Annotated in this window: 17 protein-coding genes; 13 read left to right on the top strand and 4 right to left on the bottom strand. The window is 67.7% G+C overall.

The features are described from left to right. The first annotated feature begins 121 nt into the window (after positions 1 to 121). Positions 122 to 790 (top strand): VOC family protein, encoded by a 669-nt coding sequence (locus ACFYO1_RS35870; RefSeq protein WP_387241324.1) that lies wholly within the window; start codon positions 122 to 124, stop codon positions 788 to 790. Positions 791 to 796: 6 nt separating this feature from the next. Here ACFYO1_RS35870 and ACFYO1_RS35865 read toward each other — a convergent pair whose 3' ends face one another. After that, entirely contained in the window at positions 797 to 1732 is a 936-nt protein-coding gene (locus ACFYO1_RS35865; protein ID WP_387241321.1) for an RDD family protein, read from the bottom strand. Positions 1733 to 1880: 148 nt separating this feature from the next. Then, positions 1881 to 2042: a hypothetical protein gene (locus ACFYO1_RS35860; protein WP_387241318.1), complete on the bottom strand. Its 162-nt coding sequence runs from the start codon at positions 2040 to 2042 to the stop codon at positions 1881 to 1883. Positions 2043 to 2190: 148 nt separating this feature from the next. Here ACFYO1_RS35860 and ACFYO1_RS35855 point away from each other — a divergent pair, with 148 nt between their 5' ends. Further along, complete coding sequence (locus ACFYO1_RS35855) at positions 2191 to 2505, top strand: NIPSNAP family protein (RefSeq protein WP_387241315.1); 315 nt, start codon at positions 2191 to 2193, stop codon at positions 2503 to 2505. Position 2506: 1 nt separating this feature from the next. Here ACFYO1_RS35855 and ACFYO1_RS35850 read toward each other — a convergent pair whose 3' ends face one another. After that, positions 2507 to 4225 carry a DUF3556 domain-containing protein gene (locus ACFYO1_RS35850; protein ID WP_387241312.1) on the bottom strand — a complete coding sequence of 573 codons (1719 nt, stop codon included), beginning with the start codon at positions 4223 to 4225 and terminating at the stop codon, positions 2507 to 2509. A 188-nt stretch (positions 4226 to 4413) separates the two neighbouring features. Here ACFYO1_RS35850 and ACFYO1_RS35845 point away from each other — a divergent pair, with 188 nt between their 5' ends. The 3 genes from ACFYO1_RS35845 (at position 4414) to ACFYO1_RS35835 (ending at position 7407) form a co-directional block, all read left to right on the top strand. Continuing rightward, positions 4414 to 5559, top strand: coding sequence for an LLM class flavin-dependent oxidoreductase (locus ACFYO1_RS35845; protein ID WP_387241309.1), 1146 nt, complete (start codon positions 4414 to 4416; stop codon positions 5557 to 5559). Positions 5560 to 5602: 43 nt separating this feature from the next. Further along, a complete protein-coding gene (locus ACFYO1_RS35840) occupies positions 5603 to 6676 on the top strand; it encodes an ADP-ribosylglycohydrolase family protein (RefSeq protein WP_387241306.1) in 1074 nt (357 codons plus the stop codon). A 107-nt stretch (positions 6677 to 6783) separates the two neighbouring features. After that, positions 6784 to 7407: a DUF6636 domain-containing protein gene (locus ACFYO1_RS35835; RefSeq protein ID WP_387241303.1), complete on the top strand. Its 624-nt coding sequence runs from the start codon at positions 6784 to 6786 to the stop codon at positions 7405 to 7407. 73 nt (positions 7408 to 7480) lie between these two features. Here ACFYO1_RS35835 and ACFYO1_RS35830 read toward each other — a convergent pair whose 3' ends face one another. Next, positions 7481 to 7879 carry an NUDIX domain-containing protein gene (locus ACFYO1_RS35830; protein WP_387241300.1) on the bottom strand — a complete coding sequence of 133 codons (399 nt, stop codon included), beginning with the start codon at positions 7877 to 7879 and terminating at the stop codon, positions 7481 to 7483. Between the two features lie 172 nt (positions 7880 to 8051). Between ACFYO1_RS35830 and ACFYO1_RS35825 the strand changes: the two genes are divergently transcribed. The 8 genes from ACFYO1_RS35825 (at position 8052) to ACFYO1_RS35790 (ending at position 13236) form a co-directional block, all read left to right on the top strand. Further along, entirely contained in the window at positions 8052 to 8837 is a 786-nt protein-coding gene (locus tag ACFYO1_RS35825; RefSeq protein WP_387241297.1) for a DsbA family protein, read from the top strand. A gap of 57 nt (positions 8838 to 8894) precedes the next feature. Then, positions 8895 to 9560, top strand: coding sequence for a peptidylprolyl isomerase (locus ACFYO1_RS35820; RefSeq protein WP_387241294.1), 666 nt, complete (start codon positions 8895 to 8897; stop codon positions 9558 to 9560). Positions 9561 to 9651: 91 nt separating this feature from the next. Next, positions 9652 to 9951: a hypothetical protein gene (locus ACFYO1_RS35815; protein WP_387241291.1), complete on the top strand. Its 300-nt coding sequence runs from the start codon at positions 9652 to 9654 to the stop codon at positions 9949 to 9951. A 22-nt stretch (positions 9952 to 9973) separates the two neighbouring features. Next, positions 9974 to 10744, top strand: coding sequence for a 2-phosphosulfolactate phosphatase (locus ACFYO1_RS35810; protein WP_387241288.1), 771 nt, complete (start codon positions 9974 to 9976; stop codon positions 10742 to 10744). A 97-nt stretch (positions 10745 to 10841) separates the two neighbouring features. Next, entirely contained in the window at positions 10842 to 11297 is a 456-nt protein-coding gene (gene msrB, locus ACFYO1_RS35805) for a peptide-methionine (R)-S-oxide reductase MsrB (RefSeq protein WP_378723910.1), read from the top strand. A 44-nt stretch (positions 11298 to 11341) separates the two neighbouring features. Further along, positions 11342 to 11809 (top strand): peptide-methionine (S)-S-oxide reductase MsrA, encoded by a 468-nt coding sequence (msrA, locus tag ACFYO1_RS35800; protein WP_387241710.1) that lies wholly within the window; start codon positions 11342 to 11344, stop codon positions 11807 to 11809. A 177-nt stretch (positions 11810 to 11986) separates the two neighbouring features. Next, positions 11987 to 12553, top strand: a complete 567-nt coding sequence (locus ACFYO1_RS35795; RefSeq protein WP_387241707.1) for an RNA polymerase sigma factor — start codon at positions 11987 to 11989, stop codon at positions 12551 to 12553. Beyond that, positions 12550 to 13236: a ubiquinol-cytochrome c reductase iron-sulfur subunit gene (locus ACFYO1_RS35790; protein WP_387241285.1), complete on the top strand. Its 687-nt coding sequence runs from the start codon at positions 12550 to 12552 to the stop codon at positions 13234 to 13236. The genes ACFYO1_RS35795 and ACFYO1_RS35790 overlap by 4 nt, the downstream gene beginning before the upstream one ends. Positions 13237 to 13281: the final 45 nt, after the last annotated feature.

The following is a 13281-nucleotide window of genomic DNA, read 5'->3' as shown; positions in this document are numbered from 1 at the left end:
TTCGACAGCCTGTCAATCGCTGTCCGCGTGGCGGATACCCACACGTCATCCGGCGCCCGACGCCGTTTGACCTCAACCAGTGTTGAGGATCTAGCCTCGGGACCGACCGAAGGGAGAAGTCATGAGAATTCGCGAAGTAGCTATCAGCACAACGGATCTCGACGCGGCGGCACAGTTCTATCGGAACGTGCTCGAACTACCGGTCGCGGTCGGGGACGATCATGTGACTGTCGAAATCGGCCTCAGCACGCTCATCCTGACCCGGGGTGAAACCTTCGCGGGCGCCCATCATCTGGCATTCGGGATTTCCCCAGATGATTTCGGACTTGCGTGGAAGTGGTTGGGCCGTCGGGTCGAGCTGATCACGTCGAACGGCTCCGAGATCATCGAGGGGCCGCCCGGCTGGGATTCGCGCTCGGTCTACTTCCGTGGACCGGACGGCGTCGTCTTGGAGCTGATCGCGCGAGCGGCCGATGCCGGAGTTGCCGCCGGTACCGGCGAGGCGCCGAGGCTGTTGTCGATCAGCGAGGTCGGCATCGGCGTGCCCGACGTTCGGCAAGCGGTCGGCGAACTCACCGAGGCGTACGGTCTCGCTGCCTTCACGCCGCAGCTGCCCGTCTTCACTCCGGTCGGTGACCATGACGGACTGATCATTCTGGTTGACCGGGAACGGATTTGGTTCCCGACCGAAGCCGACCTACCGGCCCGCGCGGCAGTGGCGGTGCGGATCGATGCGCCGAAGGGCGGCGCAACCCTCACCCTGGGCGAGGTGGCGCGCATAGACGGATGACGGGGATCAGCTGCGCGTGCCGCGGCGCTTGTCGTACACCGCGCGGAGATTCGAGCCGACCCGCTTGGCCGTGTCCTGAGCCTGCTGTCCGCGTTCGGAATTGAGCAGCTGCCTGGCCGCCGCGCCGGAGTGCCGGGATGCGTCCTGGCCGATCCGGCGCAGCTGTGCGGCCCGGTCCGATTCGCGCAGCTGCCGGAGTCGTTCGTCCTCGGCGAGATGCTGCGCCTGTTCCTTCATGGCGCTGGTGACCGCGTGCATCCGTTCGCGCCCGGCCTGCACGCCGCGCTCGACGACGGCCGCGTCTCTGGCTGCCTGCCATGACTTTTGGTACAGCCCGGCGCGAACGACGGTTGTCCCGGCGAGGCGATCGATCACCGTACGGCCGCCGGCCAGCGGGACCGCGTTGATGATCAGCACCACCACGGCAACTACCCAAAGAATAAGGGAGAGCACGAATTTGCCCGCGAGTAGCGCGACGCAGGCGGCGGAGTACAGTCCGACATCCACCAGCGTGCTCGCGAAGGCCCGCCGGGCCGACTGCCACTTGCTCAGTGCCCCATGTGGATCCGTGAGCGAATGCACCCGGATGTCCAGCAGGAACTTGCCCAGCGTGCGCCCCTTCCAGGCGAGGGCGGCGAACTGGTAGGCGAACACGATCAGCACCAGGGCGACGAACGCCTCGGTGACCAGCAGCAGGATCTCACCGAAGACGTCCCACCCGAACGCCTTTCCCGCGCCACCCCAGTCCCCGTTCGCGCGGAAGAGGTCCCACCCGCCCTGTTGCGCGAGTCCGGGCCAGCCGGACAGGTAATCGGCGATCCGATAGTGCGTCACCGAGCCGAGCAGCACGGCCGCGCAGATGATGAGGCCGAAATCGACCGCCCAGGCGGCGATCCGCCGATTCGCCGGAGCCCGATCGGGCGGCGGAATGTGCTCGGCCATCGTGTGCACCTCTTCGCAGTGCCGGGACCCGGCGCTCTGTCTTTGCTCTAACAGATTCCTCGCTGCGACGAGGGCACACCATCGGCCGAACAACCGACACGACGGCGGCGGTAAGCGAAGTTTCGTGGCTCGTCCCGAGCCGGGCGCGCTACGCGGAGACGCGCGGGGTGTTCGCGGGGTGCACGTCCACGTCGGCGGGCCGGCGACGCGGGGCCGGACGGCGCTGCGCCAGGTGCGCGGCGACCACCACGCCGTGTGTCGCGATCACGACGGCCGACGCAGTACCGATTCCCACCAGTAGCAAGCCCACGACAGATACCGATCCTTCCGAAGCATTGTTTCCGCCGGCGCGCTGTGCGCCGTCAGCCGATATGCCCCGGCCCCCACTACCCAAACACTGTGTGATCCAGAACACAAGCGTGCCCGGTCTGCCATTATCGCGGCCGTAGGCTGACCTGGTGATCACCTGTGTTGTGGAGTACGTGATCGATCCCGCGAAGATCGAGGACTTCGAACGATTCGGCCGCCGATGGATGGAGTTGGTGCGGCGCCACGGCGGCACCCATCACGGCTATTTCCTGCCCGGCGAGGGCGCCAGCGACAAGGCCATGGCGCTGTTCAGCTTCGCCAGTCTCAGCGCCTACGAGCAGTATCGGGAGCTGTTCGGCGTCGATCCCGACTTCGTCGCCGCGGATCGCATCCGGGACGAGAGCGGGTGTGTGCTGCGCTACGAGCGCACGTTCATGCGGCCCATGCTCCCGGATCCGGCGTAGCTCAGTCGCGGACGTGCACCGGCACGTCATCGGCCCATGGCTGGCGGGTCACCATGTCCGCGACGTTCACGAACCCGCGTTCGAACTCGCCCGTCGCGGCGTCGACGAGCCGGTACTCCTGCGTGCCCTTGTGGATCGGCTGCGCGTCGAGCAGCACGACGCGCACCTCGCCGGGCTCGAACCGGCAGCGCCTCTGCATCGCGGCGATGAGCTGCTCGTTGTGCATGTGCCCGTCGCCGAAGTTCCAGCCAAGGGCGGTGCTACAGATGCGCTCGCCGTCGGTGATCGTGTATTCGTCCTCGCGACCGTCCGGCATGGCGCGATGGACGAGGGTGAACAGGGCGCGGCCGTGGGTGTTCATCGCGCGGAAGGCGTATCCCATGAACATCGGGATCACCGCGCGGTCCTTGCCGTAGAACCGCTCCAGCTGCGCCTGCGGCATGCTGGCGATCGCGACGATCCCCTGCCCGATCTTGGCCGCCGCCGACGGCTTCACACACCACATCGTGGTATCCCAGTTGCCCGCGTAATAGCGCATACCGGGCAGGAAGGAGATCTTGCGCGGGAACAGGTTTCCGGCGATCACGAGGCCGGCGATCACCACGAACAACACCGCCACCGGCGCGGGGTTGTGCAGATCGCCGAGGCCGAGATCGGCGTGCGCGACGAACAGGGACAGCACGCCGAAGATCATGAAGACGTTCCACTCCAGCGGCACGCCCATCGGCACGGCGGTCAGGATGCCCAGGTGGAAGCCGACCATGACGATCGCGGCGATCGCGGTCACCAGGCCGCCGTGGGAGAAGAACAACACCGGCGGCACCAGCAGCTCGACGGCCGTCGCGCCGTGCGCGAAGATCCGGGACCGCCGCCCGGGGCGCAGGTCGTCCGGGAAGTTCTCGAAGAACTTGCGTTTCAACGCCTTTCGCCGGACGACCGGACTGTTGGACATCATGGTGGACACCACGAACGGGAAGTGCTTGTTCAGCTTGGAGGTCGCCGCGCCCATCCAGATCACCAGGAAGACCACCTTGGCGGCGACGATCATGTCGGTGCCGGTGAACAGGAAGGTCACCGCGAGGGTGGCGTATACCTCGCCGCGCGCTGCCAGGAAGATCACCTTGTCGCGCAACCCGAGCACCGCCAGCACGCCGAGCACCGCCAGGATCTGCCACATCGGCAGCAGTCCCACCGTCGTATCCAGCTCGCGCACCGGGCCGGTTCCGTCGGACAGCAACGCGATCACGGTCAGCACCAGTAGCGCCGCGTACAGCGCGACATCCAGCACCGAACGAGAGTCGCCCTTGGTCAACGGGATTCGGCCCGGCCAGGGCGGCAACCGAATGGTCTTGGGCCGCAACCAATACAGGATCGAGCCGAACGGCGGAAAGAACCGGTTGTTCAGCGGCCCGAATCCGCAGCCCAGCCCGACCACCTCGAACAGCAACGTGTACAGCACGATTTTCTGGAAGACGATCGGCTCCGACCACCACGCCCCGACATCGGTGAACCCGTCGACGCCCTTGGTGGCCAGCACGATCAGCCAGCCGCCGAGCACGTAGAGGACGATCTTGCCGACGTAGAACAGATGCAGCACGACCGGCGTCCCGAAGCCCACCTCGGCCCAGTGCCGGGCCATCGGCCGGATTCGTTCCCCGCGGGTGCCCTTGCTCCACTCCGCCATATCGACGACCGGCAGTTCGGGTTGCAGAAAGCCCATAGCGCACGCTCCGACTCGACGACACCGAGGCGCCCAGCCGAATCAGGGACCTCGCGGTCCCTCGAACATTCGCAGGAACTGCAACGTGTGTCAATTATGGCCGCAGGATTCGCCGGACGCGAACCTGGGTCATCGGGATAATCAGCTGGGGGTGCCCGACGCGGCACACCGGTCGAGAGGAGACCACGGTGTCGGACTCGCACAATTCCCGGGCGTTCGCGGTGGGCACCATGGCCGGGGTCAATCCGCCGCTGAGCGCCTCCCGCTTCCTGGTGCGGCTGGCCAAGCTCGGACGGCTGGATTCCATTCTGGCGCCGGATCATTTGATCAGCGTGTTCCCCCGGGCCATCTGGGATACCGACTTCACCCCGCAGGCGAAGGCGATCCGCAGCCCGGACGAACAGTTCGATTACGCGCCGCTACTGGCCAATCTGGCCGCCGGCGCCGGCCGGGTGCAACTCGGCGTCGGGGTCACCGACCCGATCCGCAGGCACCCGGTGCTGCTCGCGCAGACGTTCCTCACGCTGGCGCACATGACGAAGACGCCGCCCATCCTCGGGCTCGGCTGCGGCGAACGGGAGAACCTCGATCCGTACGGGTTCGCCTGGGACCGTCCGGTCTCCCGGCTGGAGGAGGCCCTCCAGGTGCTGCGCACCGCGCTGACCGCGACGGAACCGTTCGACTTCACCGGCAAGTACTACCGGATCGACGGCGCGCCAATGGATTTGACCGCGCCGGCGGACCGGATGCCGCAGCTCTGGCTCGGCGCGCACGGCCCACGCATGCTGGAACTGACCGGGCGCTACGCCGACGGCTGGTATCCGTGGGAGGCGATGACGCCCGACGAGTACGGGCGACGACTGAAGGTGGTGCACACCGCCGCCCGCGCCGCGGGGCGCGACCCAGCGGCGATCGTCCCCGCCACCATGATCTCCATGCTCACCGCGCGCACGCCCGCGGGCATCCGGAAGCTGATGCGCCACCCCGGGATCCGCTACATGGCGCTGCTCGCGCCGGACGAGGTGTGGGCCCGCTGCGGCGCGAAACATCCGTTCGGCCAAGGTTTCCGCGGCCTGATCGATCTCATGCCGCATCGGCTGACCAAAGCCGAAGTGCAGGAGGCGATCTCGCAGGTCCCGGACGAGGTGCTGCACGAATGGCTGATGATCGGCACTCCCCCAGAGGTTCTCACCCGCATTCGCGCCCTGGCCGACGCGGGATTGCGGCATGCCGTCGTCTTCCCGACGGCCGCGCTGGTGTCCGGCGCGGACGCGGCGTTCGGGTACGGTGTCGTGCTCTGGCTGGCCGCCCGGCTGCGGCGACGGACCGGGTGAGGTTCTGGGACAGGGGCGGGCGGGTCGGGAATGATGGGGTCTTATGGTGGATTACGCGACGATATTCGAGCGGGTTCGGGGATCCCTGCTGGGTGGGGCGGTCGGCGACGCGCTGGGGTGGCCCATCGAGTTCTTGAAGTGGGAGCAGATCCGCGGGCGGCACGGCGAAAGCGGGGTGACCGGCTTTGTCCCTCAGGCGAACGCAGGTGCGCCGCAAGAGATTACCGACGACACGCAGATGACATTGTTCACCGCGGAAGGGCTATTGCGGTCAGCGGCGGGGGCGGATCCGGTGCCCGCCTTGCGGCGGGCGTATCTGCGCTGGTTGCAGACTCAGCAAGGGGGCGGGCCCGCGGACCACAGCGATGGCTGGCTGGCGAGTTTGCCGTTCTTGTACGCGTCGCGGGCGCCGGGCAACGCGTGCATGTCCGGGCTTGCCCGGCAGGCGCGCGAATATCAGCCGCCGGCGCCGTTCGGGGCGGAGGGGCCGGTCAATCCGCATTCGAAAGGCTGCGGCACCGTGATGCGTTCCGCGCCATTCGGATTGGCCGGAATGGGAGCCGATCAGGCGTTTGTCACCGCGGCGCGGGCGGCGCAACTGACGCACGGACATCCGACGGGATATCTCGCGGCGGGCGCGTTCGCGGCGATTCTCGATCGGGTGGTCAGCGGACTCGAGTTGCCGATCGCGGTGCAGGAGACGATCGTTCAGCTCGCGGAGATTCCGTCGAGCGAGGAGACGGTCGCGGCCTTGACCCGAGCCGTCGAATCGGCCGAGCAGGCGCCCACCGCCGAACAGGTGGAGCGCGTCGGCGCGGGCTGGATCGCCGAGGAATGCCTGGCAATAGCGGTGTATTGCGCGCTGCACTCGGCGAAGAGCGGCGATACCAGGGCGGCACTGCTGCTCTCGGTGAACCACTCCGGCGATTCCGACTCGACCGGCGCGGTGGCCGGCAACCTCATCGGCGCCGTGCACGGCGTCTCCGCGCTGCCGATGGATCTGGTGTCCACGGTCGAAGGACGCGACGTGCTGATCCAGGTCGCCGACGACCTGGTCATGAACTTCGGCGTCGGCGACCGATCCGGGCTCGAAGCACGCTACCCCGTGGACGAGTAGCCGGCGGCACGAAAACGACTCCCCCTGTTGCCCTGCCGAAGTAACGACTCACCTCGGCCGATCGATGCTCAACAAGATCGTTGGGGTGGATCGACGGAGGAGACGACATGAAGGCAATTGTTCTGGCGTTCGCGGCGGTTGCCGCGATAGGCGCGTTGACCGGGTGTTCGGACAACGCGAAGAGTCCCGCTGCGAGCAACTCCCCGGGCACGAGCGTCCCGGGTCCCGCGGGCGCCGGTTCGGACGGTCCGCCGAAGGGCACTGCGACCGCGGCGCCGCAGACAGGCGGCGCCGACGCCACCACGAAGCTGCCGAGCCGCGACGACGCGACCGTCGACGCCCGCGACTATCAGAGCGGTGACAAGTACTACTTCCAGTCACCCAGCGGGAACATCATGTGCGGGTTCGTCGAGGCCGACTCCCTCGGCACCGGCTGCCAACTGGCGCAGGCGTCGGTGGTCCCGGCCGAGTTGCCCGATTGCGGCACCCGCGCCAACCGTGCGGTGGCGGCGCAGATCGTGGGCGGCAAGGCGAAGTTCCTCTGCACCAGCCAGGGCATTTTCGTCGGCCCGCCGCTCGACGGCGGCAGCAAGGGCGGCGGCAAGGTGCTCGGCTACGGACAGACGCTCATCGTCCGCGGCACCGCGTGCACGTCGACGCAGGCGGGGATCCGGTGCGATCAGGCCGGTCACGGATTCTTCATCGCGGCCGACGCACAGTCCTTGTTCTGACCGACGACACGGAAGGCGTTCAACGGCCTGCGGCTCAATGGACTTGTGCCGCAGGCTTATTGATCTGATACCCCTACCAGTCGACGATGCCGAGTTCGTGCAGCTTGCGGAACACCAGCATCGAGCCGGGCGCGACGTGGTCCATCGCGGCGTACTCGCTGACCGTGAAGTAGCGCAGCTCGGCGATCTCGCTGGTCGGCTGTGGTTCACCGTCCAGTTCGGCGGTGAAGCAGGTCATGTGCAGCTGTGTGCCGGGCGCGTAGCCGACCGCCTGGGCGGTGAAAACGCCCAGCTCGTCGAAGGACACGACGCCGACGCCGAGTTCCTCGCGCACCTCGCGACGCAGTGCCCCCTCGGGCGTCTCGCCGGGGTCTATCTTCCCGCCCGCCATGTAGAAGATGTCCTTGCCGATCGATCGCGCCTGCAGCAGACGACGATCCCTGATGTGGGCCAACGCGGCTGTGCGAATCACGGGCCCACCCTACTTTTCCGGTTCGGGCCGGGGTCAAGCGAGTATTCGCCGCCGTGCGGCGCACCGGTACTGGATGTGTACTGCACCCGGTCAACGTCACCAAACAGGTTCGGCACCCACTATCGTGACGGAGCGAAACTGTTGAATTGGCGAGAGGCACGGGGGAATACACGTGAACACCACGCGGGACGGCTGGTCCACCCTCCCATCGGAGCCGGAGCGCGAGGCGCACAATCGCAAGGTGCTGGCCGCGCTGATCGCGGGCGGCGTGCTGTTCGCCCTCGTCGCCGCGGTCTGCGTCGGGATCGTGGCGCGCGACCTCACCAAGGACGTCATCGGCACGCCGAAACCGGTCCAGAGCGCCAGCCCGCTCCCCATGGCCGAGCAACTGCCCGCCACCCCGGCGGGCGTGACCGACAACGGCGGGGTCCGGATCGGCGACCCGGCCGCGAAGGTCGTCGTGCGCGTCGTGGCCGACCTGCAATGCCCGGCCTGCCAGATGTTCGAGAAGGCCAACGCCAAGGTGCTCGAGGACGCCGCGACCAGCGGTTCGGCCCTCGTCGAGTACAACATCATCTCGTTCCTGGACCGCGCGTCGACCACCCAGTACTCGTCGCGCGCGGGCAACGCGGCCTACTGCGTCGCCGAAGCCGACCCGTCGAAGTACCAGGGCTGGCTGGCCGCGATGTTCCAGAACCAGCCCGCCGAGGGCGGTGACGGGCTGCCCGACGAGCGGCTGGTGGAGCTCGCCAGGGACGCCGGTTACACCGATCCCACAGTGTCCCAATGCATTACCGATCGCAAGTACGACCCCTACCTGCGCGCGAAGACCAAGGAACTCCTCGCCGGCGGCATCACCTCCACCCCGTCGGTCTTCGTCAACGGCAGGCAAGTCACCGAATCCCAGCCCCTCTTCGGCGCCGACGGCCTCACCCCATTGATCACCGCTGCGCGATAATGAGCGAATTGTCGCGTTAGTGAGCTCGATTCGGCATTATCGGCTAGTTTGCACGCTATGAATTCACGCTGGGGCGCTGCGCTCGCCATCTCCGTCCTATCGTTGTCCGGCCTGGTAGCCGGCACGGCTCCGGCCTCGGCCGGGCCGCCCGTGGTGTCGTGCAGCTTCACTCCGACCGCGCCGGACAACGCCGCGGCCCGGCCGGTGGTGTCGCCGCCGCCGGTCGCGCTCGCCGTCGGCACCATGGACGTGACCTTCCAGTTCAACTACGGGCCGGTGACCGTGCGGCTGAACCGGGCCGGGGCCGCGCCGTGTGCCGCGCAGAACATGGCAAGCCTGGTGCTGCAACGCTTTTACGATCAGAGCCAGTGCTGGCGGCTGACCGACAGCGCCCGCCTCGGCGTCTTGCAGTGCGGCGACATCTACGAGGTGGAGAAGGGCGGCCCCGGCTACCAGTTCCCCGACGAGGTCGACGGCACCGAGACCTACGAGCGGGGCACGGTCGCGATGGGCAATCAGGGTCCCGGTACCAACGGCAGCGAATTCTTCATCGTCCACTCGTTCGCGCATATTCCGGCCAATTATTCGGTGCTCGGCCAGGTGGTGAGCGGAATGGACGTGCTGGATCGGATCGTCGCCGCGGGCATCACGCCAACCGAACGCGGTGAGCGGGACGGCCTGCCGGCCCAACCGGTCGTGATCGATAACGCCCGGCTGGGCTAGCTGCACCGATCGCCGGATTCCGCGAGACCCCAGAGTTGGGGTGCACTGCGGGACAAACGGTTTCACTGCGCGGTGCGGTAGCTTCGTACGAATGGGTACATCTATTGACAACGTGCAGTGGAAACGTGGAATCAGCGGTGCGCTGGTGGCCGGTGGCGTGGTCGCCGGTGTGCTGGCCGGATCCGCGACCGCGTCCGCGGACAGCGGGCAGCGTGCCGGCAACCAGCCCGGGGTGTCCGCGGTGGCGGACGACGGGTGCACCTTCTCCTCGGTCGGCGGTTCGTGCTCCGATCCGGGGCCGGTCGGCAATGCCCTGATCAACTTCCGCAACTGGCTGAAGAGCATGGGTTACGGGACCGGAAGTTCCTCGGGCACCGCGTACTTCTTCTGACCAACGAGAATTCGCAGAACCGATGCCGGAGATTCCCGACTGGTCGAAACAACGTCCGTGGGGAGTGCGGATCGATTGGGGTTTGGCGGGTGCGCGGGCGCTAGGCCCCGATAGCGCGGCAGTCGTTGTAGTGGACGTGCTGTCGTTCACGACATCGGTATCGGTCGCGGTCGACGCGGGCACTCGGGTGTTTCCCTACCCGTGGCGAAACGAGACCGCCGCGGCGTTCGCGACCGAGCAGGACGCACGGCTGGCTGTCGGGCGCACGGCGGTGTCCGAGCAGCAGCCGTGGTCGCTGTCGCCCGCGGCGCTACGCCAGGCGCCCGCTCCGGCCCGCCTGGTGCTGCCGTCGCCGAACGGATCGGCGATTTCGGCCGCGGTCACCGGGGTGCCGGTGCTCGCGGCCTGCCTGCGGAACGCGTCCGCGGTCGCCCGCTGGATCGTCCGGCAGGGCTGGGGCACCGTCGAGCGGCCGATCGCGGTCATCGCCGCGGGCGAGCATTGGCCGGGTCAGGACGTGCTGCGGCCCGCGATCGAGGACTGGTTCGGGGCCGCCGCGGTCATCTCGGCGCTCGCCGCGCACGGCGCCGGACCACTGTCGCCGGAAGCCTCGGCGGCCAAGACCACCTACGACGCGACCGCCGACGTGCCGTCGCTGATCGAGCACTGCGCCTCCGGCCGCGAGCTGGCCGGCATCGGATTCGCCGGCGATGTCGCCGTCGCGACCGAAATCGACGCGGGCCGGACGGTTCCGCTGCTGGTAGACGGGGCATTCGTCGACGCGGCACACTGAATGGCGGACAATGATGACCGAAGTGTGACGTCCGGCCACGCGGGGACTTTCCCACCTGGAGCCCGGGTTATACGTGGGGCCGATATGAGGAGGTCATGTGGCACCGGAATACAACAGGAATCCCGCGGCCGTCGCCGCCCTGTCCCCCGAGCAGTATCACGTCACCCAGGAGAACGGGACCGAGCGCGCATTCACGGGCGAATACTGGGACAATCACGAACCTGGCATCTACGTCGACGTGGTGTCCGGTGAGCCGTTGTTCGCCTCGGTCGACAAGTTCGACAGCGGGTCGGGCTGGCCGAGTTTCACCAAGCCGATCGACGCCGCGAATGTGGTCGAGAAGCGAGACTTCAGCCATCTGATGATTCGCACCGAGGCGCGTTCGGCGCACGGTGGCAGCCATCTCGGGCACATCTTCACCGACGGGCCGAAGGCCGAAGGCGGCCTGCGGTACTGCATCAATTCGGCGGCACTGCGTTTCGTCCACCTCGACGACCTCGAGGCGGAAGGGTACGCGCAGTACCGGACCCTGTTCACGAAGGAGGACGCGTGACGGACACGCGCAAGGCGATTCTGGCCGGCGGATGTTTCTGGGGCATGGAGGAATTGATCCGTAAGCAGCCGGGGGTGTTGTCGACGCGAGTCGGCTACACCGGTGGCCGCAACGATCACCCCACCTACCGCAACCACCCGGGCCACGCGGAGGCCGTGGAGATCGTCTACGACCCCGCGCAGACCGACTACCGTGCGCTGCTGGAGTTCCTGTTCCAGATCCACGATCCGACCACCAAGGATCGGCAGGGCAACGACATCGGCAGCAGCTACCGTTCGGCCATCTTCTACCTCGACGAGGAGCAGAAGCAGGTCGCGCTGGACACCATCGCCGACGTGGACGCCTCCGGCCTCTGGCCGGGCAAGGTGGTCACCGAGGTGACGCCGGCGAGCGAGTTCTGGCAGGCCGAGGCCGAGCACCAGGACTACCTGCAGAAGTACCCGGACGGATACACCTGCCACTTCCCGCGGCCGGGCTGGAAGCTGCCCAAGCGGGAGAACGCCGCGAAGTAAGCGTCGAAGATGCTGGGGCGCAATATAATCCAGTGACGCGCGACCGACTGCGCCACCTGATTCAGGTGGCGCAGTTGTCGTTTGCGGGCCGGCTCGTGCTCACCTTTGAACTGCCGGGCGTGTAACCCCGTGCACTACCTAGTAGGGAGCGTGGTTACACCGGCGCAGAAGGTGGGCATCGTGGGACGAACGGGAGCCGGGCCCGCACGGGAGGAACCCGGGGCGGACCGGGAGCTGCGGCTGGTCTCCGGTGACGGCTATCCGGACTGGGAGGCGGTATACCGGGACAACGTCTCCTGGGTGTTCGCGCTGATGTTCAGCAAGGTGGGCAACCGGCCGGACGCCGAGGATCTGACCGCGGAGGTGTTCATGGCCGCGCTGCGGCCGTTGCGGGTGTCGGCGAGCGTTCCCGAGGTGCGCGCCTATCTGCGGGCCACCGCGCGCACCGTGCTGGCGGGATACTGGCGGACGCGAATGGGACGGGAGATCACCACGATCGACGACGACATCGTCGACGATCGGCCAGATCCGGAACCACCGGACCCGGTCTCCACGGCGCGGGCACGCGCCGTGCTCGAGCGGCTCCCGGATCGCTATCGGCGGATTCTGGAACTACGGTTCCTGCAAGGGTTGTCGGTGCGCGACGCGGCCAACACGCTGGGCGTCAGCGTCGCGAACGCGAAAGTGCTGCAGCATCGAGCTTTACAGCTGGCGGCGCGGAAGAGTGCGGGAGGTGCGCGGTGAGCGGGCGAGACGTGCGGCGCTACGTCGAGCAGTTGCTAGCCGGGCGCCGTCCCCGATCGTTCCGGCCCGATGCGGAGCAGGCCGAGCAGATGCGGACCGCCATCGATCTGCGGGCCGCGCGGCTCGGCAGTCAAGCGCCCAGTGAGGAATTCCTGGCCGATCTGCACCGGCGGCTCGCTGCCGAAATGAATGACGCCGCAACGGAATCCCGTCCGGATGGATCCACCGCGCGGCGGAACGTGCTGATCGGCACCTCGGCGGCCGCGGTAGCGGCGGCCGCCGGCGCGGCGATCGACCACGCCGTGACCGATCGGTCGGCGAACGAGACTGCGGCCCAGGAGATTTTGACACCGAACAACGGCGCGTGGCACGCGATCGCGGCGAGTTCCGACCTACCGGAGGTCGGCATCATTCATTTCGATGTCGGCACGCTGAGCGGATTCGTGCGGCGCGTCAACGGGATTGCCACGGCGGTGTCCGGCGTGTGCACGCATCAGGGCTGCAAGCTGTGGCTCGACGCGCCCGTCGCCCGGCTCCGCTGCCCGTGTCACAGCACCTCGTTCGCCGCCGACGGGCGGGTGCTCGAGCATCAGCTGCCGATCGCGCCGACACCGTTGCCCCGGCTCGAGGTGCGCGAGAACAACGGCACGATAGAGGTATTCGCCCCGACCCAGCCCGGCTGAGATCGCCGCCGGTGTAACCCCGTTCGCTATCTGTCGGTGAGAGGC

Source organism: Nocardia sp. NPDC006044, from assembly GCF_042871115.1.
In the GTDB taxonomy this organism is placed as follows: domain Bacteria; phylum Actinomycetota; class Actinomycetes; order Mycobacteriales; family Mycobacteriaceae; genus Nocardia.
This window is presented reverse-complemented; position numbering and strand designations above follow the sequence as displayed.